A 25081-nucleotide genomic window follows, 5' to 3' on the forward strand; every position below is an offset into this window, starting at 1 on the left:
CATGGGCCACCGGCTCGAAGGCAAGACGGCATTGATTACCGGCGGCGCGGGCGGCATCGGCCAGGCCATAGCCTCGCTGTTCGCGGACGAAGGCGCGCGCGTGCTCCTGGTGGATCGCGACGCCGACGCGCTCGCGGCGGGCGTGGCCCGCCTGGGGCGGGACCGCATCGCCACCGCGACGTGCGACATCGCCGATGAGGCCCGGGTGGCGCGCCTGGGCGACGCCATCCGCGCGCACGGCGACGCGCTCGACATCCTGGTCAACAATGCCGCCACGCGCGAATACCATCGCCTGGCCGATGCCGACGCCGCATCCTGGCAGCGCATCCTGGCCGTCAACGTGATCGGCGCCGGCCTGGTCACCGCGCTCGCCCTGCCCTGGCTGCGCAGGTCGGGGCGCGGCGCGGTGGTCAACGTCGCCTCCACCTTCGGCATCTGCGGCCGGGCCGGCATGGGCCAGTACGACGTCACCAAGGCGGCGATGGTCGCGGCCACCCGCGTGCTGGCCATCGAGGAAGCCCGGTACGGCGTACGCGCGAACGCCGTGTGCCCGGGATCGGTGCTGACCGGATTCACGCTGGGCCGCGCGGCCGCGCGCGGCCTGTCCGAGGCCGAATTGAAGGACCGCGGCTTCGTGCCCGCGCCCATCGCCCGCTGGGGCGAACCGGCCGAGATCGCGGCGCCGGTGTTGTGGCTGGCTTCCGACGAAGCCTCGTTCATCACGGGTGCCGTGCTGCCCGTGGACGGCGGGGTGTCGGCCAGCGGTACGCGCGTCGCCTAGCGCGGCGTTTCCACTCTCGTTCAGGATGTTCCGTATGAAGACCCTTGCCGCACTCCTGCTGTCCTGCGCCGCCTGCCTGCCGATGGCGGCCGCCCATGCGGCCGACGCCGACTATCCGTCGCGGCCCATCACCATCGTCGTTCCCTTCCCGCCCGGCGGCAGCCCGGACATGCTGGCCCGCGTGATCGGCGACAAGCTGGGCCAGCGCCTGGGCCAGACCGTCGTGGTCGAGAACCGCCCCGGCGCGAGCGGCACCATAGGCGCCGCGCACGTTGCCCGCGCGGCGCCCGACGGCCATACGCTGATGATGACGCCGAATACCTTCGTGCTGTCGCCGCTGGTGCTGCCCAAGGGGGTCGTGACCTTCGACGTGCAGGCCGACTTCGCGCCGGTGATACTGCCGGCCAAGACGCTGATGGTGCTGGCGGCGCATCCGCGCCTGGGCGTGAAGAACCTGCCCGAGCTGGTCACCTATGCCAAGGCCCATCCCGGCCTGACCTACACCGGTTCGGCCAATGGCTCGCCGCAGCACGTGGCCGGCGAAATGCTCAAGCAGATGGCCGGCATCGACATGTCCTTCGTGTCGTACAAGGGGCTGGCCCCGGCGCTGAACGACACGCTGGGGGGACACGTCGACCTGATCTTCGTGCCCTACGGCAACGTCGCCCAGCACGTGAAGGCCGGCGCGCTGACCGTGCTGGGCGGCCTGGACGAGGAACGGCTGGCCTCGGCGCCCGAGGTCGTGCCGTTGCGCGAGCAAGGCTATCCGCGCATGGTGGTGGGGGTGTGGACGGGGCTGTTCGCGCCGCGCGGCACGCCGGCTCCCGTCGTCGACAGGCTCAACCGCGAGATCAACGCGATCCTGGCCCTGCCCGACGTCAAACAGCGGCTGGAAGGCGCCAGCCAGATCCTGGTCGGCGGGCCGCCGGCAACGCTGGCCAAGGTGGTCAAGCGAGACCTGGACACCTACGCGCCCATCGTCCGCAGCGCCGGCATCACGGCGGACTGAGGCGCCGGCCTCAGGTCTGCAGCATCGAGGGCCAGAACATCTCTTCCGGCTCGTACTTGCGCGGCGTCAGGCCCTGCCTGTGGGCGTAGGCCAGCATGCGGTCCACTTCGTGGCGGGTCCTGGCGAAGCCCCACGGGTAGATGTCGGGCCCCGCCGCGCGGCGTTCCTCTTCCCACAGCGCGCGATACCACAGCGAGGTGGTGTGGATGCGCGCCCATTCCTCCTGCTTGCGGTAGCAGGCCTGCTTGGATGCTTCCCAGGCGTCGTACAGGCTTTGCGCCACCCACGGATGGGCTTCGAGAATGCTGGTGCGCACCAGCAGCGTGTGCATGATGGGAAAGCAGCGCGTGCGGGCGAAATAGGCGCGTTCCTCGGCGCCGTGGTCGGGGAACAGGAAATCGATGTCGGGATGGACGTTCGGTGCCCACACCTCGGTGGTGATACCCGCGTCGATCGCGTTCGAGGCCAGCAGGTCGTACTGCGAGGACCCGGCCGGCGCGATCTCCATCTTCAGCCACGGCGGTGGCGTCCAGTCCGGCAGCCGCACCGGTTGCCAGGCCACCCAGGTGATGGACGACAGGTCGACGCCGTAGTCTTCTTCCAGGATGCCCTTGGCCCACAGCGCGGCGCTGGTGGCCCAGGTCTGCACGCCCACGCGGCGGCCGTTCAGGTCGGAAGGCTGGGTGATGCCGCTGCGCCGGTTGATGTAGATGTACGAGTGCCGGAACATGCGCTTGACGAAGATCGGCAGCGCGGTGAAGCCCAGGCTGCGGCGCGGCAGGTCGGCGATGTAGGTGCCGGTGAAGAACTCCGCGACGTCGAACAGGCCGCGCGCGCTTTGCGACTGGCGGCTGACGTCGTCGTCGTTGACGGTGATGTCGAGTTCGATGCCCCGCGGACGCACGGTGCCGTCGATCAGGGCCTGGGCGCGGTCGTAGGGACCGCAGGTCATGCTGAGTTTCAAGGGAGGCGCGGACAACGGTTGCTCCTTGCGGCGAGGCGCGATCAGTTGGCGCGGATCTTCAGGTCGGCGGTCAGTCGGCGATAACGCTCGTCGTCCTCGCGCATCTGCCGGCTCAAGGCCTCCGGCGCGCCGCCTTCGGGCTGGTAGCCGAGCTGGTCGAGCCGGGCGCGCATCGCCGGCTCCTTCAGCACGGCATTGATTTCCTGGTTGAGCCGGGCAATGACGGGCGCCGGCGTGCCCAGCGGCGCCAGGATGCCGAACCATGCGGTGGCCTGTACGTCGCGATAGCCGAGCTCGGCCATCGCCGGCACGTCGGGCATCTGCGGCGAGCGCCGGGGCGAGGACGTGGCCAGGGCGCGCAGCATGCCGTCGCGGAAGTACTGGGTGTTGCCCGAGGTGGGCATCCAGGCCATGTTGACCTGTCCGCCCAGCAGCGCCGTCACCATTTTGGCCACGCCGCCGTACGGGACGCTGGTCAGTTCCAGCCCGGACTCCTTGCGGAACTGCTCGCCCATCACGTTCATCGGCGAGCCGTTGTCGCCGCCGGAGTAGGCGAAGCCGGGATCTTTCTTCGCCACGGCGATGAAATCCTTCACCGTCCTGATGCCGTGGCTGTCGGCGAACTTGCCGTTGACCGCCATGACCATCATGGTCGAGACCGGCATCACCACCGGCGCCAGTTCCTTCGTGACGTCGACCGTGGCGGCGTTCTGCGCCAGCACATAGGGCGCGATGACCAGCGTGTTGGGCATCAGGAACAGCGTGTAGCCGTCGGGCGCGGACCGCGCCGCCTGGCGCGCCGCGATCATGCCGGAGGCGCCGGGCCGGTTCTCGACGATGACGCTCTGCCCCAGGCGGGGCTGCAGGCGCTCGGCCAGGACGCGGGCGAAGGTATCGACGCCGGCGCCGGGGCCCGACGAGACGATCAAGGTCAAGGGCCGGCTGGGCCAGGCCTCGCCCTGGGCGTGGGCCGCCCAGGGCAGCAGACAGGCCGCGGTGGCGGCGGCGAGGGCAAGACGGCGAAGGCAACGCATGAGAGGGCCCCTGAACGATGTGCGGACCGTTGGGGCCCATGTCATGAAAACGTGGAGCGACTATATCAATACGGAAATATCAAATCAATATAATTTATAAGACGATGATTTTTAAGGAATTAATAATAAGTACAGTTATACGTATACTTAAATGGAATCGGACTCGGGCCCACCCGCCGGTGGACGACCGGGCGCCACCGCCATTTCTTGACACGGTTTCTTCCTTTGCCGCACTATGGTCGATAAGCGGTCATTAATAACCGCTAAGCGGATAACAAAGGAGACCATCGATGAAATGCTTTTTCCGCGGGACCTGGGCGCTCGCCCTGGCCCTGCTGCTACCCGCCGCGCCCCAGCCCGCAGCGGCCGCCCAGCAGGACTATCCGAACCGGCCGATACGCCTGCTGGTCGGCTTCGGTCCGGGCGGCCCCACCGACCTGACCTTCCGCAAGCTGGCCGAACTGGCGGCGCGCCATCTCGGCCAGCCCATCATCGTCGAGAACAAGCCGGGCGTCGGCGCCACGCTGGCCGCCTCCACCATGGCCAGGCAGGACAAGCCCGACGGCTATACCATCGCCTCGGCCACGGCCGGCATGTTCCGCGTCCCGTACATGCAGAAGGTGGACTGGGACCCGATCCGCGACTTCACCTGGATCGCGGGGCTGGGCGGCTATACCTTCGTGCTGGCGGTGAAGGCGGATTCCCCGTACCGGACGGCGGCCGACCTGGTGCGGTACGCCAAGGCCAATCCGGGCAAAGTGTCGGTGGCGACCGCCGGCGCGGGCACCAGCATGCATCTGCTGACCGAGGCCTTCGCCGCCGCTGCCGGCGTCGAGCTGACCCACGTCGGCTACAAGAGCAGCAGCGAAGCCGCCGTCAGCCTGCTGGGCGGCCAGACGGTGGCGGCGGTGGACGCGGTGGGCAGCCTGCTGCCGCACGTGCAGTCGGGCGCGCTGCGGCTGCTGATGTCGTTCGACGCGGAGCCGACGCCGCTGCTGTCGGACCTGCCTACCGCCCGCAGCCTGGGCTACGACATCGCCAATTCCGCGCCCTATGGATTGATCGGGCCCAAGGGCATGCCGCCGGACGTGGTGCAGAAACTGGCGGCCGCCTTCAAGGCGGCGGTGGACGACCCGGAGTACGCCAAGCTGCTGGAGAAGCTCGGGCAGACCTACTGGTTCAGTCCGCCCGCCGACTATGGCAAGTTCGCCGCCAGCTACTACGTCTCGGAACGCAAGCTGGTCGAGCATGCCAAGCTGATGCGCCAGCCCTGACCGCGCCAGGAGGAATGGCACCATGAAGATCGTGATCGCGGGCGCGGGCATAGGCGGGTTGACCGCCGCGCTCAGCCTGCATGCCGCGGGCATCTCCGACGTGACGGTGCTGGAGGCCGCCCGGCGGATCCAGCAATTGGGCGTGGGCATCAACCTGCCGCCGCACGCCGTGCGCGAGCTGGACGAGCTGGGACTGGGCGAGCGGCTGGCGTCCTTCGGCATCCCCACGTCCGAGCTGGCCTACGTGGACAGCGGCGGCCGGCTGATCAACGCCGAGGCGCGGGGCCTCGCGGCCGGCTACCGGTGGCCGCAGTATTCGGTGCACCGGGGCAAGCTCCAGGAGCTGCTGCTGGCCGCGGTGATCGAGCGCCTGGGCCCGGAGGCGGTCATGGCCGGGCAGCGCGTGCAGGACGTGGCCCAGGAGGCCGGAGGCGTGCGGGTGACGGCGTCGCCTGCCGCCGGCGGCACGGCTGTCTTCGAGGCCGACGTGCTGGTGGGCGCCGACGGCATACGCTCGGCCGTGCGCGCCGCGCTGCATGGGCACGGATCGCCGCTGGCCACCAACGGCTGGACCATGTTTCGCGGCGCGGCGCCGGGGCCGGCCTTCCGCGGTGGACGCTCGATGGTGATCGTGGGCGACGAGCATCTGCGCTGCGTGGTCTATCCCATCGGCCCGGGCGTGCTGAACTGGCTGATCGTGCGGCCCACCGAGCCGGGCGCCGCGGGCGAACTCGGCAACTGGAACCGCCCCATCGCTCCCGAGGCGGTGGCCGCCCACGTCGCCCACTGGGACTTCGACTGGCTGGACATCCCGGCGCTGGTGCGCCGGACGGACGCGGCCTACGAGTATCCGATGGCGGACATCGATCCCTTGCCGCGCTGGACGGCCGGGCGGGCCACGCTGCTGGGCGACGCGGCCCATGCCATGTATCCCTTCGGTTCCAATGGCGCATCGCAGGCCATCATCGACGCGCGGGTCCTGGCCTACCACCTGGCCATGCAGCCCGGTCCGGACGCCGCGCTGTCGGCCTACGAACAGGCGCGCCGCGAGGCCGTGGCCGCCGTGCAGCGGGCCAACCGCAGTATGGCGGGCGATGTGATGAAGCGGGTCAGCACCCTGGCGCGCGCCAGCGACCATGCCTCGGCGGCGGCCGAACTGGAGCGGGTGGAGCAGTCGTACCGCCAACTGGCGGGTTTCGACGTCGCGACGCTGAACGAACGGCCGTCGTGGAGCGTGGCGCGGACCTGAGCCCGCGTCGCCCTACATCGTGGCCGCCCGGATCTGCGAGGCGGCCTGCCGCAACTCGGCCAGGTACAGCTTCAGGGCTTCTTCCTGCGTGACCTGCCCGGTCGGCAGGCTGACGTTGATCGCGGCGATGGTGTTGCCGTCCTGGTCGCGCACCGGCACGGCCAGGCCGCAGATGGCCTCGTCCAGTTCCCCGTCTATCCAGACGTAGCCCTGCTTGCGCGCCGCCAGGATGCGCTCGCGCAGCGTGTCGGGATCGACCACGGTGGCGCCGGTCAGCCGCTTGAACGTGGCGGTTCGCAGATACTGTTCCAGCGCGTCGTCTGGAAGGCCGGCCAGCAGGATGCGCCCCATCGACACCGCGTGCGCGGGCAGGCGGCTGCCCAGCGACGGGCTCATGGTCAGGATGCGCTTGGAGTGCTGGCGCTGGATGTAGACGATGTGTTCGCCATCGAGCACCGACAGCGCGCACGATTGCTTGATGCGCCCGCACAGTTCTTCCAGGCTGAGCTGGGCCTGGCGCCAGTAGGGCAGGCTGTTCAGGTAGGACAGGCCCAGGCGCAGCACGCGCGGCGTCAACCAGTAGCGCTTGCCGTCGGTCTGCACGAAGCCGAGCTCGATCAGGGTCAGCAGGAAACGCCGCACCGCGGTGCGCGGCAGGTCCACTTCTTCGGCGATTTCCGCCAGGTTTTTCCGATGCGCGCCGTGGCCCATGGCCTCGATCACGGCCAGGCCGCGGGCGAAGGTGCGGACGAACGATTCGCTTTCTGGGGTCGCCATGGGTCCTCCACGGCCTTGACAGCGCAGGCCGGAATCCAAATAATGGTCATAGAGCGGATACTTATATCCGCTAAGCGGTCATTCTAGCAGATCCAGGCCGCAGGTCAACACCTCTCAATGGACTTCCATGGCAACCGAGACAAGCTTCGAGACCGATTTCTGGAAAGACGAGCAATTGCGCAAGACCTGGGACGACATCGTCCCCGGCGAACCGCGCAAGACCCTGCCCTACACGCTGACGCTGGAAGCGATCCAGAAATACTGCCGCGTGGTCGGCGACATGCACCCGCTCTACTTCGACGAGGAGTATGCGCGCAACAGCCCCTACAAGGGCCTGATCGCCCCCCCGGCCATCCACATCCTGCTGATGTTCGCGTGCACGCCCACCGACGACTGGATGCGCAGCCCCGGCACCGTCAACGCCGGCCAGTCGTGGAGCTACAACCAGCCGGCGCGGCCCGGCGACGTCATCCGGCTCGAGGCGCGCGCGCTGGACAAGTTCATCCGGAAGAACCGCCTGTTCGTCGTGCACGACAACGTGTTCTTCAACCAGCGCGACGAAGTCATCTGTTCCGGCCGCGGCTGGACCATCCGCCCCTTCTGAAGGTCAATCATGAGCAACGCATTCGACACCCTGAAGCCCGGCCTGACCATCGAGGGCACGCCTTTCTCCCCTACCCGCGAAACCATCCGCGATTTCTGCGAGGCCTCGCTGGACTACAACCCGCTGCACTGGGACGACGAATACATGAAGGGTGATTTCGGCCGCACCAACTTCGGCGGAATCATCATGCACGGCATGAACAACTTCGGCGTCATCACGAAGATGCTGACCGACTGGCTCTATCCGCTGGGCGGCATGCAGCGCCGGCTCGAGACGCGCTGGAAGATTCCCGTCAAGCCGGGCGACACCATCACGCCCACCGCCAAGGTGTCGGCCGTGCAGGCCACGAAGAAAAGCCGCTGGGCCACGCTGGAGGTGCAGGTGGCGAACCAGCGCGGCGAGATCGTCGCCGCGGGCGAGGCCATGGTCGAGTTCCCGCACGAACTGGGCGCGGCCTGAGCGCTTCCGAACGATAGAAGAAAGGAGACGACATGACGATGCGCATCCAGCGTGCCCTTGCCGTGCTGGCCAGCGCGGCGGGCATGGCACTGCCCGCCCTGGCCCACGCCCAGAACTTTCCCACCCAGCCGGTCAGGATCGTCGTGCCGTTCCCCCCGGGCGGCACCACCGACATCCTGGCCCGCCAATTGGCGGCCGAGCTGCAGAAGAACTGGGGCCAGCCGGTCGTGGTGGAGAACCGCGCGGGCGCCAGCGGCACCATCTTCTCGGAGCAACTGGCGGGCATGCAGCCCGACGGCTACACGCTGATGCTGACGGCCACGCACCACGTCATCAATCCCGGCCTGTACAAGAACCTGCGCTACAACACGCGCACGGACTTCACGCCCATCGCCCAGGTCGCGGCCGTGCCCAACGTGCTGGTGGTGAACCACGCCTTCCCGGTGCGCACGGTGCAGGAGCTGATCGCCTACGCCAGGCAGCATCCCGGCAAGGTGGACTTCGGTTCGGCCGGCACCGGCGGCGCCAATCACCTGTCGGGCGAGCTGTTCAAGTCCATGACCGGCATCCAGATGACGCACATCCCCTACAAGGGCGCGGCGCCGGCGCTGAACGACCTCTTGGGCGGACAGATCCCCGTGATGTTCGACTCGGTGCCGGGCGTGATCCAGCACATCAAGTCCGGCCGCCTGCGGGCCCTGGGCGTGACCTCGCTCAAGCGTTCGCCGGCGCTGCCGGACGTCCCCACCATCGACGAGGCGGGCGTGAAGGGTTTCGAGGCCACCGCCTGGTTCGGCCTGTACGGTCCCGGCCGCATGTCGCCCGAGCTGGCGAACCGGCTGTCGGCCGACGTGCGCAAGGCCTTGTCCAGCGCCGCGGTGCGCAAGGAGTTCGCGGCGCAGGGCGCCGAGCCGGGCACCATGACGCAGCCCGAGTTCGCCGCGTTCGTCGACGCCGAGCTCAGCAAATGGTCCAAGGTCATCGCCGACGCCAACATCAAGATCGACTGATTCCGACATGTCTTCCGAAACCACACGGGCCGCCATGGGCGGCCAGACCGGCGCGCTGTCGCACATTCGCGTCCTGGACCTGTCGCGCATCCTGGCCGGACCCTGGTGCACGCAGAACCTGGCCGACATGGGCGCCGAAGTCATCAAGGTGGAACGCCCCGGCACCGGCGACGACACCCGCGCCTGGGGGCCGCCGTGGGTGCGCGACGCCCAGGGCGCGGACACCACCGACTCCACCTACTACGCCGCCGCCAACCGCGGCAAGAAATCCATCACCGTGGACATCGCGCGGCCCGAGGGGCAGGCGCTGGTGCGGCGGCTGGCGGAGCGGTCCGACGTGGTGGTCGAGAACTACAAGATCGGCGACCTGAAACGCTACGGGCTGGACTACGACAGCCTGTCGCGCATCAACCCGCGCCTGGTCTATTGCTCCATCACGGGCTACGGGCAGGACGGCCCCAGCGCCCACAAGCCGGGCTACGATTTCGTGTTCCAGGCGCAGGGCGGCCTGATGAGCATTACCGGCGAGAACGACCAACTGCCGGGCGGCGGGCCGCAGAAGGTCGGCGTCGCGATCGCCGACGTGATGACCGGCATGTACGCCACCATCGCCATCCTGTCCGCCTTGCAGCATCGCACCGTATCGGACCGCGGCCAGTACATCGACATGGCGCTGCTGGACTGCATCGTGGCCCTGGGGGGCAACCAGGTCACGGGCTACTTCGCCAACGGCAAGGTCCCGCACCGTTACGGCAACGCCCACGCCAGCCTCGTGCCCTACCAGGTGTTCGCGGTGGCCGACGGCGAGATCGTGGTCGCGGTGGGCAACGACAAGCAGTGGCAGCAATACTGCGCCGCCATCGAACGCCCGGACCTGGCCGGCAACGAACGCTGGAAGAAGGTGACCGGCCGCATCGTCGGCCGGCAGGAACTGGTGCCCGAGCTGGCCCGCACCATGCTGGCCCGGCCGCGCGACGAATGGATCGCGCGGCTGGAGGCCCACGGCGTGCCCTGCGGCCCGATCAACGACTACGCCCAGGTGTTCGAGGACGCCCAGGTGCGGCATCGCGGGCTGCGCGTGGACATGCCCAAGGCCGACGGCGGCATCGTGTCGACCATCGCCAGCCCGCTGCGGCTGCGCGGCACCCCGCCGGCCTACGACCGGCCGCCGCCCGTGCTGGGCGACTCCACCGACGCCGTGCTGCGGGAGCTTCTGGGCTGCAGCGAAAAAGACATCGCCGCCTACCGCCGCGATGGCATCGTGTGATGCCCGCGCCCCGACATCCCGCTTTCCATTGAGACCATGGATTCCCGTACCTCCGCCTCCGCAGCGCCGGCCTCGCCGCTGGCCATCTTCCGCGACCACCTTTCCCGCGGCGAACTGGCCTATCAGTACGACCCGGCCAGCGGCCGGCCCGTGTTCCATCCGCGCGTCATCGGCCCGGGCACCGGCAATGACGACCTGCAATGGCGCGTCAGCACGGGCAAGGGCACCATCCATGCCGTCACGGTCATCAGTCCTCGCGGCGAAGCGCCCTACAACGTCGTGCTGGTCGACATGGACGAAGGCTTTCGCCTGATGAGCCGGGTCGAAGGCTTGGCGCCCGAAGAGGTCCGCATCGGACTGCGCGTGCGCATGCAGGTACACCAGCCGCAGGATGGGCAGCCTCCCTATCCGGTCTTTCGCCCGGAGGCCGCATGAACTCCCAAGCATTGAAGCGCGGCGCCTGCGCCATCGTCGGCGTGGCGGAGTCGGACCTGGGCGAAGTCGCGGCCGGGTTGTCGCCGCTGGATCTCATGGGCCAGGCGACTTCCCGCGCCCTGCGCGACTGCGGCCTATCGCTGCGCGACGTCGATGGCGTGTTCGCCACCACCTCGCAAAGCCGCATGCCTACCCTGGCGCTGTGCGAATACCTGGGCATCGCGCCGCGCTACCACGACGGCACGAACATAGGCGGATGCAGCTTCATGTCCATGGTGGCGCACGCGCAGCTGGCGATCCAGGCCGGCCTGTGCGAGGTCGCGCTGATCGCCTATGGCAGCACCCAGCGCAGCGCCGGCCGCAGCAACGTGGCCGCGCCCGACGTCAATCCCTACGAGGCCCCCTACCGGCCCATCTACACCGCCAGCTCGTACGCGCTGGCGGCCTCGCGCCACATGCACCAGTACGGCACCACGCGCGAACAGCTGGCGCAGGTCGCGGTGGCCGCGCGGCAATGGGCCCTGCTCAACCCCGTTGCGTGGGAGAAGACCCCGCTGACCGTGGACGAAGTCCTGGGCGCGCGCATGCTCAGCCATCCCCTGACCGTGCGCGACTGCTGCCTGGTCACCGACGGCGGCGGCGCGCTCATCGTGACCTCGGCCGCACGGGCGGCCACCCTGCGCAAGCCGCCCGCCTACATATTGGGCGTGGGCGAACACCTCAGCCACTATCACATCACCAGCATGCCTGACCTCACGGTCACCGGCGCCGCGCAGTCGGGCGCGGCGGCCTACGCCATGGCCGGCCTCGGTCCGCGCGACATCGACGCGGTCCAGGTGTACGACGCCTTCACCATCACCACGCTGCTGTTCCTGGAAGACCTGGGCTTCTGCCCCAAGGGCGAGGGCGGCCGCTTCGTGGCGGACGGGGCGATTGCGCCGGGCGGCAGCCTGCCCGTCAATACCAACGGCGGCGGGTTGTCGTACTGCCATCCCGGCATGTATGGGGTGTTCGTGCTGATGGAGGCCGTGCGCCAAGTGCGCGGCGAAGCGGGCAGGCGCCAGGTGGCGGGCTGCGAGACGGCCATCGCGCATGGCAACGGCGGGACCTTGTCCAGCCAGAGCACGGTCATTCTGGGAGGCGCGGCGACGGTCTGAAGCGGCCACATGCGGCAAGGGCGGAGCGCCGGTTCCGCCTGGTGTTCGCCAGTCCCCCCTGGTGGCTACCAGCGATAGGTGGCGGTGGCTACCACGGAGCGCGCCGGTCCGTAGTAGCAGTTGCCGAATCCGCAGTTGGCGATGTAGGTCTTGCCGGCAAGATTGCGCAGGTTCAAGGCCAGGCTCCAGCGGTCGATGTCGTAGCCAAGCATGGCATCGAAGATCGTGACGGCCGGAATCTTCGCGGACGCCGTTTCGTTCTCGCCCCGGGTCGTGCCGGTATAGCGCATGCCCAGGCCCACCTTTACGCCGCTCGCGAAGCGATAGTCGCCCCATATCGACAGCCTGTGGCGGGGCACGGCGGTTGCCTGTTTGCCGATCTCGTCGGGATTGGCGCTGCCCGTGACGATGGCCCGGGGCGTGAAGCTGTAGGAAGCCGTCACGTTCAATTGGGGCGCCAGTGCGGCCGTGGCCTCGAGTTCAATCCCGCGCACCGACACCTCGCCGGTCTGGCGGGGCTGGAAATTCACGTCGTAGGTGACGTAGTTCTGGCGCCGCAGGTCGAAGACCGCCGCGCTGTAGCTCTCCTTGCGCCCCGGGGGCAGATAGCGGACGCCGGCTTCGTACTGGCGGGCGGTCTCGGGCTTGAAGGCCTCGCCCGTCGCCGGATCGAGCGCGAGCGTAGGGATGAACGACTGCGCATAGCTCAGGTAAGGAGCCCAGCCGCCGGGCGCCAGGTACACGACCCCGCCGCGGGCGGTGAACTTGTGGTCCTTCATGATCGTCGTCGTGCCATCGGCACGGCTGAAGGTCTTGGCTTCGGCGCTGTCGTAACGGCCTCCCAGCGTGAAGACCCATTTTTCGCGCCATTTGATCTGGTCCTGGACGTAGGCGCCGGTCTGCGACAGCCGGGTGATGCCGTCGGTGTAGGGATCGGCGAGTTCCACCGCGCCGCCATAGACGGGCGCGTAGATGTCCAGCACGGGCGCGGTGCCGCTGCTGCGGCTGACCTGGTCTATCCGGGTGCGCTGGTGGTCCAGCCCGAACAACAGCTTGTGCTGCCAGTCCCCGGCTCGAACATCGGCTTGCAGTTGATTGTCGATGGCCAAGGCCGTCATCTTCTCCTTGCTGCTGAAGGGCGTACGCGACAGCAGCCGGAAGTTGGCCGGATCGAGCGCGTCGTTGTCGTTCACCGTAACGAAACGCGGGCCGCTCAGTTGCCGGTAGTCGACATCGAGATGTGCGTAGCGGGCATTCTGGCGCACGGTCCAGGTGTCGTCGAAGCGATGTTCGAATTGGTATCCGACCATTTGCTGGTCCTGGTTCAGGCGATCGAAATTGCGATCGCCGATGAACAATGAATCGGGTATCCGGGTGCCGATGGGGGTGGGCACGAGAGATCCGTATTCAGGCGCTACGCGGGTCAGCGCACCCGCGCGAATGCGGCCCAATTGCGACAGCAGTGTCAGCGACGTATCGCTCGAGGGCTTCCAGGTCAACGAGGGCGCGATATAGGTATGGTCGTCCCGCATGCCGCCTTGGCCGAGCTCCCCATCGCGAACCACGCCCGTGATGCGATACAGCAGCTTGCCGTCGGCGTCCAGCGGGCCCGAGAAGTCGGCGGCGACCTGCTTGCGCCGATGGTCGCCCATCTGTACCTGCAGTTCCCGCACGGGTTCCGCCGTGGGACGCTTGCTGATGACATTGACGACGCCACCCGGGTTGCCCTGTCCGTAGAGCACGGAAGCCGGCCCCCGCAAGATCTCGATGCGTTCCGCGCCGTAGTTCTCGATCTTCCAGAGGCCGAAGTTCCCGTTGTTGCGCAGGGGCAGGCCGTCCATATAGAACCCGGGGCTGTAGGCGTCGAAGCCCCGCACGGTGATCCAGTCGAAACGAGAGTCGATGCCGTAGGGCGAGATGCCGACGCCGGGGGTGTAGCTCAACGCGTCCTTGAGTGTCGTGGCGCCGATCGCCTGGATGCGGTCGGCGGTGATCACCGAAATCGACTGCGGAGTTTCGATGATCGGCGAATCCGTCTTGCTGCCGGTCGAGCTGCGCCTGGCTACGTAGCCAGAGACCGGTCCGTAGGCATTCTCCCTTTCGAGATTGGCGGTGACGACGACCGGTGCCAGCATCGTGGCCGGACCCGAGTGCGAAGCGGCCCTCACGATCACGGTATTGCCTTCGCTGACCGCTTCCAGTCCGGTTGCGGCCAGGAGCCGGTCCAGCGCCTGCCTGGGGGTCATGCGGCCGGATACGGCCGGCGCCACCTTGCCCGCCACCAGTTCGGGAGAGAACAAGAGCTGTAGCCCGGCCTGGCGCGCCAATTCGTTGAGCGCCTGTCCAAGCGGCTGGCTGGCAAGCGAGACGTCCAGGGCGGCAGGGACCGATTGGGCGGCGGCAGGAAGGCCGGCCACCAGCATGGCGACGCAAGCCAGGGGAACGAGGATAGGGCGCAACGGCCGCATGGTTGTCGACTCCGAACAGTAATGGAAACGAGAAGCACTACTGATGTAGTCGTACGAGGCGGCAAAACCCGCATGTGTGGCGAAACAGAGGACTGGAAGTTTTTTCCGGGTGCCGGGACCCGGGTCGTTTGTCAGCGCAGGCCGACGATCTCGGTCGTGCCGCCGCGCCGCTCCAGCCGTACCGGCAACAGTCGTGGCAGCGCCTGCGCGAAAGCCCCGGCCTGTCTCAGGTCGAAGCTGCCCCCGAGGCGCAGGTCGGCTACCGCGGGATCCCGGACTACCAGACCGGTGTCGGCATAGCGCTCGAACTCGGCCAGCGCCAGGGCCAGCGGCGTATCGCCGAAGGTCACCCGATCCGCGCGCCAGGCGCCCACGGCTTGCACGGGCAGATCGACGATCGCCTCCAGCCGGCCAGCTTCGTTGGCCGTGACGCTCTGCCCCGCATGCAGCTCGACACGGTCGCCGGCCGCCGTCTTCCGTTCTTCCTGTCTTGGGACGCCGGTTACCCGCACCTGTCCCGACTCGACCGCGACGATAGCCTTGCCCGCGTCGAGGCCGTCATGCGTATACCGCACCGAGAAGCGCGTGCCCACGACGGTGACTCGCGCGGCGCCTGCCGCGACGTCGAAGGGGCGGGTCGGATCGGCGCTGACCGCGAACATGGCTTGACCGTCCAGCAGCTTTGCATCGCGCCGATGCCGATACAGGTGCACCTGGACCCGCGTGGCGGTGTCCAACTGCAGCATGCTGCCATCGGGCAGCTCGACATCGAGGCGCTGGCCTCGGGCCGTGACGTAGTCGCCGGTGAAAACGGGTTCGCTGCGCCAGTGCTCCAAACCGGCCCAGCCCGCCATCAACACCACCGTCGCGACGGCCGTGGCCGCCCACGGCCATGCCCAGCCCAGGCGGGGCACCAGGCGAGCTGACAGAGATGGGCGAGACCGCCGGGCCGTCCCAGCTCCGGCCATGGCGGCCGGCGGGCCGCGCCGGTTCAGGCCCGTCCTGATCGATTCAATGGCATGTTCCGGAAGCGCGCTGACCCGCTGGGAGCTTTCTTCCATGGCACGATAGGCCTCGACATGAGCGGGATCCGCGGCCAGCCATGCCTGGAGCCGGCTCGCGGAGGCTTCATCCATGCCGTCCTTCCCGCGCGACACCCACAAGGCGGCCTGCAGTTCCACTTCGTCCTGAGTCTGAACGTACCCGTCCAACTCGCGCAGATCGGCGTCGTTCGGCTTCATGGAATCCTGACGCCCGGTACGTCTGCCCCGGCTTGCGGAGCATCCTGTCCCTGCAATCGTTTTTCGCAGGCGCGGCAAGCCAGCCGGCCGCGGGCCACGTGCTTTTCCACCATGCTGACCGAGGTATTCATGCGCTGGGCGATCTGGGTGTGCGACAGGCCGTCGAACACGTGCAGGACGAAGGCCTCGCGGCAACGGGGCGGCAGCGCCTCGATGGCGGAGACATAGGCTCGTACTCGTTGAGTCGATGACAGGATCGCATCAGGCTGCGACTGGGACGGTATCGCCGGATGCTCGGCCTCGGCCAGCAAGTCGATGCTTTCGTGGCCGCGCACGAGCTCGCGCCGATGCTGGTCCACCATGATATGGCGCGCCGTCTGGTACAGCAACGCCCGGGGCTCCGCGATCGGCTGCCTGCGCTGGATGGCCAGGAAGCGCGCATAGCATTCCTGCACGATGTCGGCCGCCGCATCGCGGTTGTTGACCGCTCGGGCACAGAAATTCAGCAGTTCTCTGTAGTAGTGGGCAACCACGAAGCGTCCAGGACCATGGGATGGGCGTCCCATCGACCGGCGGCGTTGGAAACAGACGGCTGACCTGTCGCGTCTAGAAGATAGGAATGGTTCGCATTATCATCGCGGTGTGAGTGGCTGTCAACGCCCGGCCGAACCAGACTTCCGATGCGCGCCGAAGAGCGGCTCCGCCGCGCCGCGCAGCAAATCGAACCGCTCGCCCGCCTGCCGGTACTCCCGCTCCAGCCGATCCACCAGTTCCGCCACGTCCGGTACGTCCCCTATCACCCCCAACCCCTGCCCCGCGGCCCACACGTCCAGCCAGCGTTTCTTCGCGAAGGGCGTGTTGCTGTCGTAGTGCCGGGTGCTGCTGGCGGCCAGCGTATCGGGATCGATGCCGTTGGCCGCCAGCGACGGCTTGAGCCAGCTCGCCGGCGTGCCGGTGATGCCGCTGCTGACGATCAACTGTTCGGTGTCGCACTCGACCACCATCTGCTTGTAGGCTTCGGTCGCCCGGCTTTCCCGGGTCGCCAGGAAGCGGGTGCCCATGTAGACCAGGTCCGCCCCGGCGGCGATCGCGCCGGCCGCGCCCCAGCCGTCGGCGATGCCACCGCCGACCGCGATGATGCCGTCGAAGAACTGCCGCACGGCGCTGATGAAGGCGAAGGGCGACAGGCTGCCGGTATGGCCGCCCGCCCCGGCGCTGACGCAGGCCAGTCCGTCGGCGCCGGCGGCGATGGCCTTGCGGGCCAGCCGCAGGTCGATCACGTCGGCCAGCACGATGCCGCCGTAGCCGTGCACGATGTCGATGGCGGGCCGCGGGCTGCCCAGCGCGGTGATGACGATGGGCGGCCGGTAGCGGGCGACCAGCGCCAGGTCCTCGGGCAGCCGGGAGTTCGAGGAATGGGTGACCAGGTTCGCCGCCCAGGGGCCGAGCCGCGCGTGAGGATCTGCGGCGCGCGCCGCTTCCAGGCCTTCGGTGATGGCGCGCATCCATTGGTCCAGCACGTCGATCGGACGCGCGTTGGGGGTGGGGAAGGCGCCCACGATGCCGGCCTTGCATGCGGCAAGCACGAGTTCCGGCCCGGACAGCAGGAACATGGGAGCCGAGACGACGGGCAGGCGCAGGCCGCGCAGGAGTTCACGAGACATGGGAGGGCACTTCTTCTTGCGTTGTGGGCAGGCGCACGCACCGGGCGGCGGCCAGTTGCCGGATGTCGCGCTCGGCCAGGCCGGCTTCGCGCAGGATGTCGCCGCCGTGCTGTCCGATCGCGGGCACGGCGGGTACACGCGCCCGCGCCGACCAGGCGGGCGCGCCGGGTAGCCGCACGAGCGGGCACTCGCCCACGCCCGCCACGTCCACCGTTTCCACCAGCCCGGCGAACCGCATCTGTTCGGACGCCATGAACTGGCCGACGCTGCGCACGACGCTGGCCATGACGCCGCGCTCGTTCAGCAGGGTCTCCCATTCCTCGGCGGTGCGCGTGGACAGGCTGGCGGCGATCTCGCGGTCGAGCCCGGCGGCGTTGCGGTTGCGCGCTTCCTGCGTGGCGTAGCGTTCGTCCGTATGCAGGTCGGGACGGCCGATGGCCTCGCAGAAGCGCTGGTACTCCGCGGGCTTGCGGGCGGCCAGCATCAACGTGCCGGCGCGCGTGGGGTATTCGCCGGTGGGGGCGGCGAAATAGACCTGTCCGGCCTCGCCGCCGCCGGTGCCGGCGGCCACCAGCCGCGGCGCGAGAAAGGCTGCCATGGCGCCCATCAGCGAGATGTCCAGGCGCGCGCCGTTGCCGTGGCGCAGCTTGCCGATCAGGGCGCCGCCGACGGCCTGGTACGCGTAGAGTCCGGTGACCTGGTCGGCCAGCACGACGTTGCGCGTGCGCTGGGGCTGGCCCGCGGCATCGGCGTTCAGGGTCATCCAGCCGCAGAATGCCTGCATGATCTGGTCCACGACGCCGCGCCGGCTCAGCGGCCCGTCCTGGCCGAAGCCCGAGACCGAGGCGTAGATCAGGTCCGGCCGGCCGGCGCGCAGCGTGGCATCGTCCAGGCCCAGCCGCGCGGCCACGCCGGGACGGAAGCTTTCGATCACGATGTCGCAGCCGGCGGCGATGCGGCGCGCCACGTCCGGGCCGTCGGGATGTTTCAGGTCGAGCGCGATGCTGCGCTTGCCGAGATTGACGGTGATGGAGGCCGGCGTGTGCCCGCGATGCTGGTTACGCCCCGACCGTATCCAGTCGCCTTCGAAGGGTTCGACCTTCACCACATCGGCGCCTTGCGCGGCCAGCAGCATGGTGCAGTAAGGGCCGGCCACGCCCTGGCTCAGGTCGAAGACGCGCAGTCCCTGCAGGGGAAGCGGCATCATGATGCGTCTCCATGCGCGATCCATCGCGCCAGGACCCCGGCCAGCGCGCGGGGTTGTTCCAGCGGCACGAGGTGCCCGGCATCCGCCACTATCTCCAGCCGGCTGCCCGGCACGTCGGCCGCCAGGCGCGCCAGGTTCTCCGGCGCGACGACGCGGTCGTGGGTGGTGGTCACCAGCAGGGTCGGGTGGCGGCCGTCCAGCAGCCCGGTGCGATCCGGCCTGGCAATGCAAGCCAGGCAATGCGCGATATAGCGCTGCGCACCATAGGCCTGCACGATGGCCCGGCGCCGGGCCAGCAGATCGGGACGGGCCAGGCTGTCCGGATGGAAGGGGGCGGTCGAGGCGGCGGCCGTCTCCAGGTAGCTTCCCTGGCGCGCGCCGGCGATGGCTTCGCGCCGTTTGGCCGCCTGGACCGGCGTGTCGGCCGCCGGCCCGGAACAGATCAGCGCGATGCCCTGGATCCGTTCGGGCGCCCGATCCAGCACCGCCATCGCGACGTAGCCGCCGAACGAGAAGCCGCCCAGCCAGAAGCGCGGGGGGGCGTCACGCAACACGTGGTCGGCCAGATCCTCCACCGTGTCCAGCGCGGGCAAGTCGGGACAGTGCGCGCGCAGGGTGTCCGGAAGCGCCGCCTTCACGTCATCGAACACGGCCGCCGTATTGTTCAGCCCCGGCAGCAGGACCAGCTCGGCCGGCGTCATGCCCAGGCCGCCGGATCGCGATGTTCGCCGTGAATGCGGTCGCCTTCCACCCAGCAGGCATGGGTGCCCACGGGGATGCGCTCCGGCAGCACGATGGTGGCCAGCGGCCCGCGCGAGATGTCGCGGGCGTCCAGCACCAGGCATTCGGACCGGTCCTGGTTCATGTCGGTGACGAACACGGTCACGTAGCCGTCGTCCTCGCCGCGCGCGCCCAGGCGGCGCGCTACCTGTGGTTCGCTGCCGTAGCGGCCGGGACCGTATTCGTAGCGCTGCACGGCGCCGGTGTGCAGGTCGAAGCGCTTCAGGCCGCGGAACAGCCACTCGCCCGGCTGGTAGAGCACGTTGTAGCTGTAGCGGTAGGGCCGGCCCACGTAGTCGTTGCTGACGACCGGGAACTCGGTGATCTCGTCGTCCAGGTACTGCTCGGTGGTGGCGCCGGTGCGCAGGTTGAAGCGCCAGCGGTGCATCATGGTGGGGTTGTTGTGCTTGTCCAGCCGCGCCTTGATGCGGGCGTAGATGTCCTTGCCGTCGGTCGCGCCCACCGGGTGCAGCTTGGGCTCGGGCATGATGCAGCCGTCCATCACGATCTCGTCGCCGTCCTCGTAGCAATTGGCCAGGTGCAGGATGTGGCAGGCCTTGGCCTCGAACCATCGCACCTGCGAGCCGTCGCCGTGGCGCGGGATCACGCCGAAGCGCGCGGGCATCTCGGGATGGAAGGTCATCTTGTGCTGCCCGCGCTTGAGCAGCTCGGGATCGAAGAAGTGCGGCGTGTCGTGCAGGATGGAATAGTTCCTGGTGATGCCCAGGTCGTGCGGCCAGCGGGCGCCCGGCAGCTCCACCGGCACGTAATGCACCAGGCGGTTGTTCCGGTCGATGACGCCGTAGTGCATGTATGGCCAGTGTTCCGGGTAGTTGAAGAACATCATCTCGCCGGTTTCCGGATCGACCTTGTAGTGCGAGCTGATGCCGTCGGGGATCTTGCGTGCCCAGTTGATGTCGGGCCCCAGCGTGTCCAGCGTGACGGGATCCAGGCGCCACGGTTCGCTGCCCTGCGACATCGTGGCCAGCAGCAGCCCCGCGTGGCAGATGATGTCGGTGCCGGCGTTGTCCTTCATCGCGCCCATGGCGCCGGACCCGCGCCGGGACGCCTTTTCGGGTTCCAGCAGGCCCGACCACAGCGACCGGCGGGCGGCCTGCTCGGCCAGGAAGCCCGTGGTCTGCACGAAGCGGTTGCGGTAGGTCGCGTGGCCGTCGTGGAAGTGCACGGCATGCAGCATGCCGTCGCCGTCGAAGGGATGGAACATGCCCAGCGGCTGGTGGATCTGGTTGTGCGTGTTGCGGATGAAGATGCCGTCCAGGTCGCGGGGGATCTCGCCGATGACCTGCAGGCTGCGGGTGTCGGCGATGTACTCGTTGAACATCGGCCGGAACGGGCCGTTCAGGAACGGATGGTCGGTGGGCTGCAGCGTGGACATCACGCCGCCGGGCAGGGTCTGTATCGTCATGGCGGTAGGCACCGGGAGGAATGGAGGCCGCTCAGGCGGCGGCGCGTTGCGGCAGGCCGTCCAGGAAGGACAGCAGCGCGGCGTTGAAGGCCCCGGGCTGTTCGGCGAAGGAATAGTGGCCGGCGCCCTCGATGCAGACGAAGCGCGCGCCGGGGATGACGGCGGTGAGCTCGCGCATGCCGTCGGGCCGGCCGACCTTGTCCTGCGCGCCGGCGATCAGCAGCGCGGGCACGCTGACTGCCCGCATCGTCTGCAGGCCGTCGTAGTTCACGATGGCTTCGATGGCCGCGCAGAAGGTGTCGGCCGACATCGACAGGGCGACCTCGCGCACCTGGTCCACCAGCGGACCGGCCGAGCCGGGCGCGAACATCGAGCGCACCACCGCCTCGGCCGCCGTGCGGAAAGGCACGCCGCGTTTGAGCGGTTCGATGCGTTCCTTCAGGAAGGTCACCTTGTCCTCGGCCGACTTGCGGGCGAAAGAGCCCAGCGTGGCGGATATCACCAGCCCGTGCACCCGATCGCCCGCCAGGCGCGTGACCAGCGGCGCCGTGATGCCGCCCATGCTGTGTCCCATGACGACATTGCGCCGGCCGCCGGTGTGCTCGATCAGGCGGGCTGCGGCCTCGGCCAGGCGCTCGATCGACAGCCCGCTCGCGGGCAGCGGACTCAGTCCGTAGCCCGGCGCGTCCCAGGCCACGACGCGATAGCCGGCCTGCACCAGGGTGGCGGTCAGGTCCCGGAAATAGTCCTTGGAGCCGTAGGCGCCATGCAGCAGGAACACGGTGGTGTCGGAGTCGCCGCTGACGGCGTGATCGGGCAGGCGGTATCTGTTCATCGAAGCGCTCGTTGGGGAAATCGGTACGCTTCGAACTCTAGGCAGCGGCCGCCACGGGGGAAACGGCCGCATCGGCCGAGTTCCGCAATCCGGATCGGGATGGCGGGCGGTGCGTCCTATCCGCGGTCCGCCGCCCGCATGGCCTGCCCGATGGCGGCCACCGTTTCCACCAGGCGCGGCCCCAGCACCTGAACCAGGCGGACTTCGGACAGCTGGATGGACGGCCCCACGCAGGCGAAGGAGAAGACGCCGTTCGGGCCCAGCACCATCGGTACGCCCACGCCGCTGATCAGTCCGCCCCGGCCGCGCTGGGACACCACGAAGCCGCGCTCGCGGTAATCCTTGTGGGCCCGCTCGACCACGCCGCGTATGTCTTCCCAGTCGTCGGGATGCGCGTCGCGCAGCGCCTGCAGCATGTGCACGCGCTCGGTCACGGGAGCGGCCACCAGGTATGCCAGCCCGATGGACGTACGCTCGATGGGCACCACCGAGCCGGAGTCGGTGTTGATCGTCAGCGCGTTGCGCGGCGGATGGATCACTTCCAGGAATACCAGGCCCGTGCGGTCGCGCGCCCCCAGCACCACGGCGATGTCCAGTTCGTCCGCCAGGCGCTGCATGTGGGGACGGGCCGTGCGTAGCAGGCCGATGTGACGTTGTACGCTGGCGCCCAGTCCCAGTACCCGGGCACCCATGGCGTATTTGCGGCTCTGTTCGTCCAGGCGCAGGTAGCCCAGCGATGCCAGCGTGCCGGTGATGCGCGAGACCGTGGTCTTGGGCAGGCCCGTGATGGCCACCAGTTCCTGGTTGCCCAGGGGATGGCCGACCTCGAAGGCGGCCAGGATCTCCAGCCCCTTGGCCAGCGAGGTCATGAAGTCGCCGCGCCGGCCATCGATGCCGGCGGTCCGGGTCTTGCCGGGAGAGGATTTCCGCATATCGGGAATGATGGCCATGAAGGCTCCGACTACACAACGCGCAACCGTGTCCGGCCTGCGCATGGAATCATGCCAGATCCGCATGCCGGAACGGGGCCGGGTTGCTGTCGTCAACCCGCCGCCGGTGACCAAGAATCCTCGTCCATGGAAGCGAGGCAGGCACCGCAGCCTGACCCGCGGGAAGGAGACCCATACATGATACGCACCGCCATGCTCATCGCCGCGCTTGCCGTGGCCGCCGCCGGCCCGGCGCGGGCGGACTGGCCCACCCGGCCGATCACCATCGTCGTTCCCTATGCACCCGGCGGGCTGACCGATGCGGTGGCGCGCACCGTCGCCGAGGGCGCCGCGCACGAACTCGGCCAGCCGGTGGTGGTCGAGAACAAGCCCGGCGCGGGCGGCAAGATCGGCATGGACCAGCTGCGGCGGGCGCCCAAGGACGGCTACACGATAGGACTGGCCGTGCCCGCCACCATGGTGACCCTGCCGCTGACCGATCCCGGCTACGGCATCGAGCCGCTGAAGGAATTCGCGCCCGTCACCATCGCCGTCGATACGTTCATGGTGCTGGTCGCCAGCAAGAAGATCCTGCCGTCGGGTGGGCTGAAGGAATTCATCGCCCTGGCCAAGAGCCGGCCGGGCCAGTTGAACTACGGCACGCCGGGGGCCGGTACCAGCTTCCACTTCAACAACGTCTATTTCGCCAACCTGGCCGGCATCCAGACCGTGCACGTGCCCTACAAGGGGGAAAGCGGCGCGCTGGCCGACCTGGCGGGCGGGCAGATCGACTACATGCTGGCCGGCCAGGGCGCCAAGACCTTCGTCGACACGGGGAAGGTGCGCGCGCTGGCGGTCGCGGCCAAGAAGCGGGTCGAGGCCTACCCCGACGTGCCGACCTTCAAGGAGGCGGGCATGGATTTCACCACCGACGGCTGGGTCGGATTCATCGCCCCGGCGGGCATCCCCCCGGCGGTGCTGGAGCGGTTGAACGCGGCGCTGGTCAAGACCATCCAGTCGCCGTCCGTGCGCGCATCCTTCGCGTCCATGGGCTACGAGCCGGTGGGCAGCACGCCCGCGTATTTCCGCAATGTGGTGCAGGAGGCGTCCAAGCGCTATGGCGCGATGATCGAAAGCGGGCAGGTGAAGCTGGCGCAGTGACGGCAGACGGCCCGCAGGGCAGCGTTACCCGCGCTGGAAACGCTCGAACCCGTGCAGCGCCTCGTCGATGGCCGTCTTCCACGCTGGCCGCTGCGCCGCGATCCAGGTCCATTTCTGCACCAGCAGCCGGCCTGCCTGGCGGTCCATCTTCAGGTCCAGCGCCGCCACGACCTGGTCGCCCACCAGCACCGGCAGCGCGAAATAGCCCAGCACGCGCTTCTCGGGCGGCACGTAGGCCTCGAAGCGGTGTTCGTAGTCGAAGAAGGCATGCAGCCGCTTGCGTTGGATGACCAGGGGATCGAAGGGCGACAGGATATGCGTGGCGGTGGCCGGTGGCGCCGGCGTGTCCAGCGCGGCGGGCTCGATCCAGTGTTGGGTCCTGGCTTGTCCCGCGATATGCACGGGGACCAATGCCTTCTTCTTGACCAGGGTGTCGATCAGCGCGCGCACCGCGGGTTTGGCGCCGGCGTCGCCATAGCAGATCGAGTCCAGCCCGACCATGCCCTGCGAGCGCAGCGCCCGCCGCAGCAGGTATTCGGCATACTTCGCCTCGCCCACCGGCCGGGGGCGGCGTGCCCAGCCGAAGTGGCGCCTGGACAACTCGTAGGTCTTGAGCATGCCCGTGCGCTTGCTGACCGTCAGGTCGCCCACGAAGAACCCCAGCCGCAGCGCGCGCTTGGAGGGCTTGCGGCTGCCCCAGGGATGGGTCTTCTCGACCAGGGCTTCGTCGATGTCGCGGATGGACAGGGCGCCTTCATCGCGGATGCGCCGCAGCAGCGCCGCGTAGTCCGTCTCGTCCACGCCGGCGATCCAGGGCCCGGGCCGCGCGCGGCGCGCGTCCATGGCGGCCACGAATTGCCGGTAGTCGGCCGTCGGCACGTAGGCCAGCGCATGGGTCCAGTATTCGAACACGCTCTTGTCCGCCGATTGCGCCTGCTCGAGGTCGGCGCGGCGATAGCCGGGAATGCGGGAATACAGGATGTGATGGTGGCAGCGTTCGATCACGTTGATGGTGTCGATCTGCACGTAGCCGAGATGTTCGATGGCCCGGCCCACCGCCCCGGGGCCGGCGCCGAAGGGTGCCGTTGCATCCAGCCGCTGCGCGCGCAGCCAGATCGCGCGGGCCCGCGCGGCGGGCAGTTCGAAGGAAGCGGGAGCCACGGTCAGGCCCCCCGCGATGTCGGAACGGGCGCAGGATACGGTCCGCCCATCGGGCGTAGCAGGCGAAGGTCGCTTCGTGGCGGCGCGGCGTGCTGGTCCATCTCGGGGCTTCCTTTCCGGGTTCGGGCTGTATGGGCTGGATCTCGCCCGCGGCCATGGCCAGCGCCGGGGCGGGCGTGGGAGTGAACG

At 68.7% G+C, this 25081-nt stretch carries 24 protein-coding genes; 11 read left to right on the top strand and 13 right to left on the bottom strand.

The window, feature by feature from the left end; all coding sequences use genetic code 11:
- The first annotated feature begins 1 nt into the window (after window position 1).
- Window positions 2-781, top strand: a complete 780-nt coding sequence (locus ABD104_RS14285) for an SDR family NAD(P)-dependent oxidoreductase (RefSeq protein ID WP_087839076.1) — start codon at window positions 2-4, stop codon at window positions 779-781.
- A 34-nt stretch (window positions 782-815) separates the two neighbouring features.
- On the top strand, window positions 816-1790 hold the full coding sequence (locus ABD104_RS14290) for a Bug family tripartite tricarboxylate transporter substrate binding protein (protein WP_176400750.1): 975 nt from the start codon (window positions 816-818) through the stop codon (window positions 1788-1790).
- A 10-nt stretch (window positions 1791-1800) separates the two neighbouring features.
- On the opposite strand, the gene ABD104_RS14295 is transcribed toward ABD104_RS14290, so the two are convergent.
- Window positions 1801-2769 carry a substrate-binding domain-containing protein gene (locus ABD104_RS14295; protein WP_140416864.1) on the bottom strand — a complete coding sequence of 323 codons (969 nt, stop codon included), beginning with the start codon at window positions 2767-2769 and terminating at the stop codon, window positions 1801-1803.
- A 26-nt stretch (window positions 2770-2795) separates the two neighbouring features.
- Window positions 2796-3788 carry a Bug family tripartite tricarboxylate transporter substrate binding protein gene (locus ABD104_RS14300; protein WP_176400749.1) on the bottom strand — a complete coding sequence of 331 codons (993 nt, stop codon included), beginning with the start codon at window positions 3786-3788 and terminating at the stop codon, window positions 2796-2798.
- Between the two features lie 290 nt (window positions 3789-4078).
- On the opposite strand from ABD104_RS14300, the gene ABD104_RS14305 reads away from it, so the two are divergent.
- Entirely contained in the window at window positions 4079-5062 is a 984-nt protein-coding gene (locus ABD104_RS14305; RefSeq protein ID WP_087839072.1) for a tripartite tricarboxylate transporter substrate binding protein, read from the top strand.
- A 22-nt stretch (window positions 5063-5084) separates the two neighbouring features.
- Window positions 5085-6311, top strand: coding sequence for an FAD-dependent monooxygenase (locus ABD104_RS14310; protein WP_087839071.1), 1227 nt, complete (start codon window positions 5085-5087; stop codon window positions 6309-6311).
- 12 nt (window positions 6312-6323) lie between these two features.
- Here ABD104_RS14310 and ABD104_RS14315 read toward each other — a convergent pair whose 3' ends face one another.
- The gene (locus ABD104_RS14315; protein ID WP_087839070.1) at window positions 6324-7088 is read right to left on the bottom strand and encodes an IclR family transcriptional regulator domain-containing protein; all 765 of its coding nucleotides are present in this window, start codon (window positions 7086-7088) and stop codon (window positions 6324-6326) included.
- A 127-nt stretch (window positions 7089-7215) separates the two neighbouring features.
- Here ABD104_RS14315 and ABD104_RS14320 point away from each other — a divergent pair, with 127 nt between their 5' ends.
- The 6 genes from ABD104_RS14320 to ABD104_RS14345 are packed head-to-tail and all read left to right on the top strand — an operon-like array spanning window position 7216 to window position 12020.
- Window positions 7216-7692 (top strand): MaoC family dehydratase, encoded by a 477-nt coding sequence (locus ABD104_RS14320; RefSeq protein ID WP_087839069.1) that lies wholly within the window; start codon window positions 7216-7218, stop codon window positions 7690-7692.
- A gap of 9 nt (window positions 7693-7701) precedes the next feature.
- Complete coding sequence (locus ABD104_RS14325) at window positions 7702-8151, top strand: MaoC family dehydratase (protein ID WP_087839068.1); 450 nt, start codon at window positions 7702-7704, stop codon at window positions 8149-8151.
- A 32-nt stretch (window positions 8152-8183) separates the two neighbouring features.
- Entirely contained in the window at window positions 8184-9161 is a 978-nt protein-coding gene (locus ABD104_RS14330) for a Bug family tripartite tricarboxylate transporter substrate binding protein (RefSeq protein ID WP_217896311.1), read from the top strand.
- Between the two features lie 7 nt (window positions 9162-9168).
- The gene (locus tag ABD104_RS14335; protein WP_254914604.1) at window positions 9169-10428 is read left to right on the top strand and encodes a CaiB/BaiF CoA transferase family protein; all 1260 of its coding nucleotides are present in this window, start codon (window positions 9169-9171) and stop codon (window positions 10426-10428) included.
- A 36-nt stretch (window positions 10429-10464) separates the two neighbouring features.
- The gene (locus tag ABD104_RS14340) at window positions 10465-10863 is read left to right on the top strand and encodes a Zn-ribbon domain-containing OB-fold protein (RefSeq protein WP_087839067.1); all 399 of its coding nucleotides are present in this window, start codon (window positions 10465-10467) and stop codon (window positions 10861-10863) included.
- Complete coding sequence (locus tag ABD104_RS14345; protein WP_087839066.1) at window positions 10860-12020, top strand: acetyl-CoA acetyltransferase; 1161 nt, start codon at window positions 10860-10862, stop codon at window positions 12018-12020. Before ABD104_RS14340 ends, ABD104_RS14345 begins: the two co-directional genes overlap by 4 nt.
- A gap of 65 nt (window positions 12021-12085) precedes the next feature.
- Here ABD104_RS14345 and ABD104_RS14350 read toward each other — a convergent pair whose 3' ends face one another.
- The 9 genes from ABD104_RS14350 to ABD104_RS14390 form a co-directional block, all read right to left on the bottom strand.
- Entirely contained in the window at window positions 12086-14488 is a 2403-nt protein-coding gene (locus ABD104_RS14350) for a TonB-dependent siderophore receptor (protein WP_254914603.1), read from the bottom strand.
- Window positions 14489-14619: 131 nt separating this feature from the next.
- Window positions 14620-15729, bottom strand: coding sequence for a FecR family protein (locus ABD104_RS14355; protein WP_087839064.1), 1110 nt, complete (start codon window positions 15727-15729; stop codon window positions 14620-14622).
- On the bottom strand, window positions 15726-16262 hold the full coding sequence (locus ABD104_RS14360; RefSeq protein ID WP_176400748.1) for a sigma-70 family RNA polymerase sigma factor: 537 nt from the start codon (window positions 16260-16262) through the stop codon (window positions 15726-15728). The genes ABD104_RS14355 and ABD104_RS14360 overlap by 4 nt, the downstream gene beginning before the upstream one ends.
- Before the next feature lie 120 nt (window positions 16263-16382).
- Entirely contained in the window at window positions 16383-17393 is a 1011-nt protein-coding gene (locus tag ABD104_RS14365) for an NAD(P)H-dependent flavin oxidoreductase (protein ID WP_087839062.1), read from the bottom strand.
- On the bottom strand, window positions 17383-18600 hold the full coding sequence (locus tag ABD104_RS14370) for a CaiB/BaiF CoA transferase family protein (protein WP_176400747.1): 1218 nt from the start codon (window positions 18598-18600) through the stop codon (window positions 17383-17385). The genes ABD104_RS14365 and ABD104_RS14370 overlap by 11 nt, the downstream gene beginning before the upstream one ends.
- Window positions 18597-19301, bottom strand: a complete 705-nt coding sequence (locus ABD104_RS14375; protein WP_087839060.1) for an alpha/beta fold hydrolase — start codon at window positions 19299-19301, stop codon at window positions 18597-18599. The genes ABD104_RS14370 and ABD104_RS14375 overlap by 4 nt, the downstream gene beginning before the upstream one ends.
- Window positions 19298-20806 (bottom strand): carotenoid oxygenase family protein, encoded by a 1509-nt coding sequence (locus tag ABD104_RS14380; RefSeq protein ID WP_087839059.1) that lies wholly within the window; start codon window positions 20804-20806, stop codon window positions 19298-19300. Before ABD104_RS14380 ends, ABD104_RS14375 begins: the two co-directional genes overlap by 4 nt.
- Window positions 20807-20837: 31 nt before the next feature.
- Window positions 20838-21641, bottom strand: a complete 804-nt coding sequence (locus ABD104_RS14385; protein ID WP_279817092.1) for an alpha/beta fold hydrolase — start codon at window positions 21639-21641, stop codon at window positions 20838-20840.
- A 116-nt stretch (window positions 21642-21757) separates the two neighbouring features.
- The gene (locus tag ABD104_RS14390; protein WP_176400746.1) at window positions 21758-22591 is read right to left on the bottom strand and encodes an IclR family transcriptional regulator; all 834 of its coding nucleotides are present in this window, start codon (window positions 22589-22591) and stop codon (window positions 21758-21760) included.
- 177 nt (window positions 22592-22768) lie between these two features.
- Here ABD104_RS14390 and ABD104_RS14395 point away from each other — a divergent pair, with 177 nt between their 5' ends.
- Complete coding sequence (locus ABD104_RS14395; RefSeq protein WP_279817095.1) at window positions 22769-23731, top strand: Bug family tripartite tricarboxylate transporter substrate binding protein; 963 nt, start codon at window positions 22769-22771, stop codon at window positions 23729-23731.
- 24 nt (window positions 23732-23755) lie between these two features.
- Here ABD104_RS14395 and ABD104_RS14400 read toward each other — a convergent pair whose 3' ends face one another.
- Window positions 23756-24892 (bottom strand): winged helix-turn-helix domain-containing protein, encoded by a 1137-nt coding sequence (locus ABD104_RS14400; RefSeq protein WP_279817098.1) that lies wholly within the window; start codon window positions 24890-24892, stop codon window positions 23756-23758.
- Between the last annotated feature and the right edge of the window lie 189 nt (window positions 24893-25081).

Source organism: Pigmentiphaga daeguensis (assembly GCF_039523035.1).
GTDB lineage: Bacteria > Pseudomonadota > Gammaproteobacteria > Burkholderiales > Burkholderiaceae_B > Pigmentiphaga > Pigmentiphaga daeguensis.

Coding starts and splice junctions, on each gene's coding strand:
- ABD104_RS14380 (WP_087839059.1), bottom strand. CDS start 20,806: ATGACGATACAGACCCTGCCCGGCGGCGTGATGTCCACGCTGCAGCCC.
- ABD104_RS14375 (WP_087839060.1), bottom strand. CDS start 19,301: ATGACGCCGGCCGAGCTGGTCCTGCTGCCGGGGCTGAACAATACGGCG.
- ABD104_RS14340 (WP_087839067.1), top strand. CDS start 10,465: ATGGATTCCCGTACCTCCGCCTCCGCAGCGCCGGCCTCGCCGCTGGCC.
- ABD104_RS14285 (WP_087839076.1), top strand. CDS start 2: ATGGGCCACCGGCTCGAAGGCAAGACGGCATTGATTACCGGCGGCGCG.
- ABD104_RS14300 (WP_176400749.1), bottom strand. CDS start 3,788: ATGCGTTGCCTTCGCCGTCTTGCCCTCGCCGCCGCCACCGCGGCCTGT.
- ABD104_RS14355 (WP_087839064.1), bottom strand. CDS start 15,729: ATGAAGCCGAACGACGCCGATCTGCGCGAGTTGGACGGGTACGTTCAG.
- ABD104_RS14395 (WP_279817095.1), top strand. CDS start 22,769: ATGATACGCACCGCCATGCTCATCGCCGCGCTTGCCGTGGCCGCCGCC.
- ABD104_RS14320 (WP_087839069.1), top strand. CDS start 7,216: ATGGCAACCGAGACAAGCTTCGAGACCGATTTCTGGAAAGACGAGCAA.
- ABD104_RS14305 (WP_087839072.1), top strand. CDS start 4,079: ATGAAATGCTTTTTCCGCGGGACCTGGGCGCTCGCCCTGGCCCTGCTG.
- ABD104_RS14385 (WP_279817092.1), bottom strand. CDS start 21,641: ATGAACAGATACCGCCTGCCCGATCACGCCGTCAGCGGCGACTCCGAC.
- ABD104_RS14345 (WP_087839066.1), top strand. CDS start 10,860: ATGAACTCCCAAGCATTGAAGCGCGGCGCCTGCGCCATCGTCGGCGTG.
- ABD104_RS14330 (WP_217896311.1), top strand. CDS start 8,184: ATGACGATGCGCATCCAGCGTGCCCTTGCCGTGCTGGCCAGCGCGGCG.
- ABD104_RS14365 (WP_087839062.1), bottom strand. CDS start 17,393: ATGTCTCGTGAACTCCTGCGCGGCCTGCGCCTGCCCGTCGTCTCGGCT.
- ABD104_RS14310 (WP_087839071.1), top strand. CDS start 5,085: ATGAAGATCGTGATCGCGGGCGCGGGCATAGGCGGGTTGACCGCCGCG.
- ABD104_RS14350 (WP_254914603.1), bottom strand. CDS start 14,488: ATGCGGCCGTTGCGCCCTATCCTCGTTCCCCTGGCTTGCGTCGCCATG.
- ABD104_RS14370 (WP_176400747.1), bottom strand. CDS start 18,600: ATGATGCCGCTTCCCCTGCAGGGACTGCGCGTCTTCGACCTGAGCCAG.
- ABD104_RS14315 (WP_087839070.1), bottom strand. CDS start 7,088: ATGGCGACCCCAGAAAGCGAATCGTTCGTCCGCACCTTCGCCCGCGGC.
- ABD104_RS14335 (WP_254914604.1), top strand. CDS start 9,169: ATGTCTTCCGAAACCACACGGGCCGCCATGGGCGGCCAGACCGGCGCG.
- ABD104_RS14390 (WP_176400746.1), bottom strand. CDS start 22,591: ATGGCCATCATTCCCGATATGCGGAAATCCTCTCCCGGCAAGACCCGG.
- ABD104_RS14290 (WP_176400750.1), top strand. CDS start 816: ATGAAGACCCTTGCCGCACTCCTGCTGTCCTGCGCCGCCTGCCTGCCG.
- ABD104_RS14325 (WP_087839068.1), top strand. CDS start 7,702: ATGAGCAACGCATTCGACACCCTGAAGCCCGGCCTGACCATCGAGGGC.